General features: G+C 38.2%; 3 protein-coding genes. All 3 read right to left on the bottom strand.

From position 1 onward, the window contains the following. Window positions 1-16 precede the first annotated feature (16 nt). From CVD18_RS22060 to CVD18_RS22050, 3 genes are read right to left on the bottom strand one after another with little or no spacing between them, the layout of a single operon-like run. Window positions 17-1,498 carry an IS66 family transposase gene (locus CVD18_RS22060; RefSeq protein WP_103867610.1) on the bottom strand — a complete coding sequence of 494 codons (1,482 nt, stop codon included), beginning with the start codon at window positions 1,496-1,498 and terminating at the stop codon, window positions 17-19. A 45-nt stretch (window positions 1,499-1,543) separates the two neighbouring features. Further along, window positions 1,544-1,894 (bottom strand): IS66 family insertion sequence element accessory protein TnpB, encoded by a 351-nt coding sequence (gene tnpB, locus CVD18_RS22055; RefSeq protein ID WP_103867609.1) that lies wholly within the window; start codon window positions 1,892-1,894, stop codon window positions 1,544-1,546. Continuing rightward, the gene (locus tag CVD18_RS22050; protein WP_103867608.1) at window positions 1,895-2,167 is read right to left on the bottom strand and encodes a hypothetical protein; all 273 of its coding nucleotides are present in this window, start codon (window positions 2,165-2,167) and stop codon (window positions 1,895-1,897) included. Window positions 2,168-2,242: the final 75 nt, after the last annotated feature.

The following is a 2,242-nucleotide window of genomic DNA, read 5'->3' as shown; positions in this document are numbered from 1 at the left end:
GTAAACGTCCGAGCAACTACAGGTTAGTGTTTTCTTGATATCCAGGCAATAGTTCTTCTAGTTTTTGTATGCTATGATCTGGTATTTTCTGTAAGGTATCTTGTAGCCATTCTCTTGGATTGATATTCTGCATCTTACAACTTCCAAAAAAGGAATATAACATAGCAGCATTTTGGGCTGCATCGTGTGATCCACAGAACAGATAGTTTTTTCTACCAATTGCCATTGGACGGATAGCGTTTTCAATTAGATTGTTGTCGAGTTCTATACGTCCATCTTCAAAGATTGCTTCCAATTTCGGATATTGATTGACAAAATATGTCATTGCCTTACCAATAGGACTTTTGGGTAATACATTAAACTGTTCCTGTTCGATCCACGTTTTGATTTGTACCAGTAGTGGTTTGATTTTCTGGTCTCTTAGTAACTTTCTTTGCGTAAAATCGTTTGGTGCCTCCTCTTCTTTGATTGCTCTTTCTTCTAGATACATTTTTCTAAAAATCTCCAAAGCTGTTTGTGCTCTTTTTTTATCACTATCTAGGGCATCATGGAACTTACGTCTAGCATGTACTAAACACCCTGCAAGGGTAATATCAGGATCAGTTCCTATTTTATCATACACGGTATAGCCATCGCATTGCAGATAACCATTGTAGTGTGCAAGCAATTCTCTAGGTCCATTTTGTCCGCGTCCTTTACGATAATTAAAGAGTACCAGTTTTTGAACGGGATCGTGATAAACCCATTGATATCCTTGATGTGCCTTTCCTTTACTTCGGCTTGGCTCAGCACAAGTCTTGTCAGAATCGAGTACTTTGATTGGTGATTCATCTGCTTGGATGTAATGTGATGCAAGTATTTTTTGCTTTAAGGTATTGTATAGCGGTTCTAGTAATTGACAACAACTTGCCATCCAATCACTCACAGTGCTTTGTGCGGGTTCCCATCCAAAATCTCTTTTGAACATCTGAATTTGACGATAGAATGGCAAGTGATCTACGTATTTACTGACCAGAATGTGTGCTAATAGACAGGCCTCGACAATAGCTTTGTCAATCGGTCGTGTCGGTAATGCTGCTATTAGTACACCATCACCTTGTGGCTTAGCATATTTAGGACGGATCGTTCTTCTTTTAACAAGACTTGCTGGAGTGTATTCTAGAGTTTCGCTTATCTCTTCTCCAATTTTCTTCAGACCAGTAGTATCTTCTTCGGGTTCGATGATAACTTCCCTAACGGGTAAATGTTCAGGTAACGCATTACGCCCCTGATGTTTTTTCTTATCTCTGGTATAGGTAATGGTTTGTTGTGGAGTTTCTTCTGCAGTTTCAGAGGTTTCTTCTGCAAAAAGAGATAATTGATCCACTACAGCTTGGGTAATAAAACTCTCGGATTTAAAACCGCCAATGAGTTTATATAATTGCTGGAGCTGATTTTCTAAAGAAGCTATTTTGTTCTTTTGATCCACATTTTGAACAAGTAGCTCTTGGTAAGTCATTGTGGTACCAAAATACTAATCGTCTGGTAAAAAAACAACTGAAAATCATACTTTCTCGTATCGCTTTCTTCTGGTGAGATTGGTAATAGTAATACCATCAATCAGTAAGATTAGTTGTGTGTAACTCAAACGCAGACTTCCTACTTGATCATCATACTCTGGCAACTCGAAAGTGCCAGATTCTAGTCTTTTATAATACAATATAGATCCACCTGACTGCCAGTGTAATAATTTTACCTTGTTTCTGACCTTGTTGATAAAGATATACACAGTGCCATTGTCAGGATTCTGATCCAGATCATTGATCACAAGACCTCGCAAACTGTCAAAGCTTTTGCGCATATCAGTGGGATGATTGTATAACTCAAAACGGTGGGAAGTTCCTAGTGCAAACATCTATAGTGGAATTTCAATCTCAACTCCATTTTTTAAGCGGATAATAATATTGCGACCTTCTTGCTCTGGGGTAACTTCTATAGCAACAAAATCTTTTTGGGGAGTAACCAAAGGAGTTACCAATTGTTGTGGCTTTGATAATTTACAAATCCAATAATATAATTTCCCCTTTTTCAAACCATGTGCGGCTGCAAATTCCTTCTGACTCTGACCAGAATCCTTAAACTGCTTTACTAACTTACGCATCTGGGATGCAGTATCAGTGTTTGTCATAAACCTAATAATTGTTTGAAGCAAAGGTAGCTCTCCTTATAAAGCTAGGAAAGATGTACTTGCTCGGAACGATAC

The organism is Aquimarina sp. I32.4 (genome assembly GCF_002924285.1).
Taxonomy (GTDB): Bacteria; Bacteroidota; Bacteroidia; order Flavobacteriales; family Flavobacteriaceae; genus Aquimarina.
This window is presented reverse-complemented; position numbering and strand designations above follow the sequence as displayed.

Coding starts and splice junctions, on each gene's coding strand:
- tnpB (WP_103867609.1), bottom strand. CDS start 1,894: ATGTTTGCACTAGGAACTTCCCACCGTTTTGAGTTATACAATCATCCC.
- CVD18_RS22050 (WP_103867608.1), bottom strand. CDS start 2,167: ATGACAAACACTGATACTGCATCCCAGATGCGTAAGTTAGTAAAGCAG.
- CVD18_RS22060 (WP_103867610.1), bottom strand. CDS start 1,498: ATGACTTACCAAGAGCTACTTGTTCAAAATGTGGATCAAAAGAACAAA.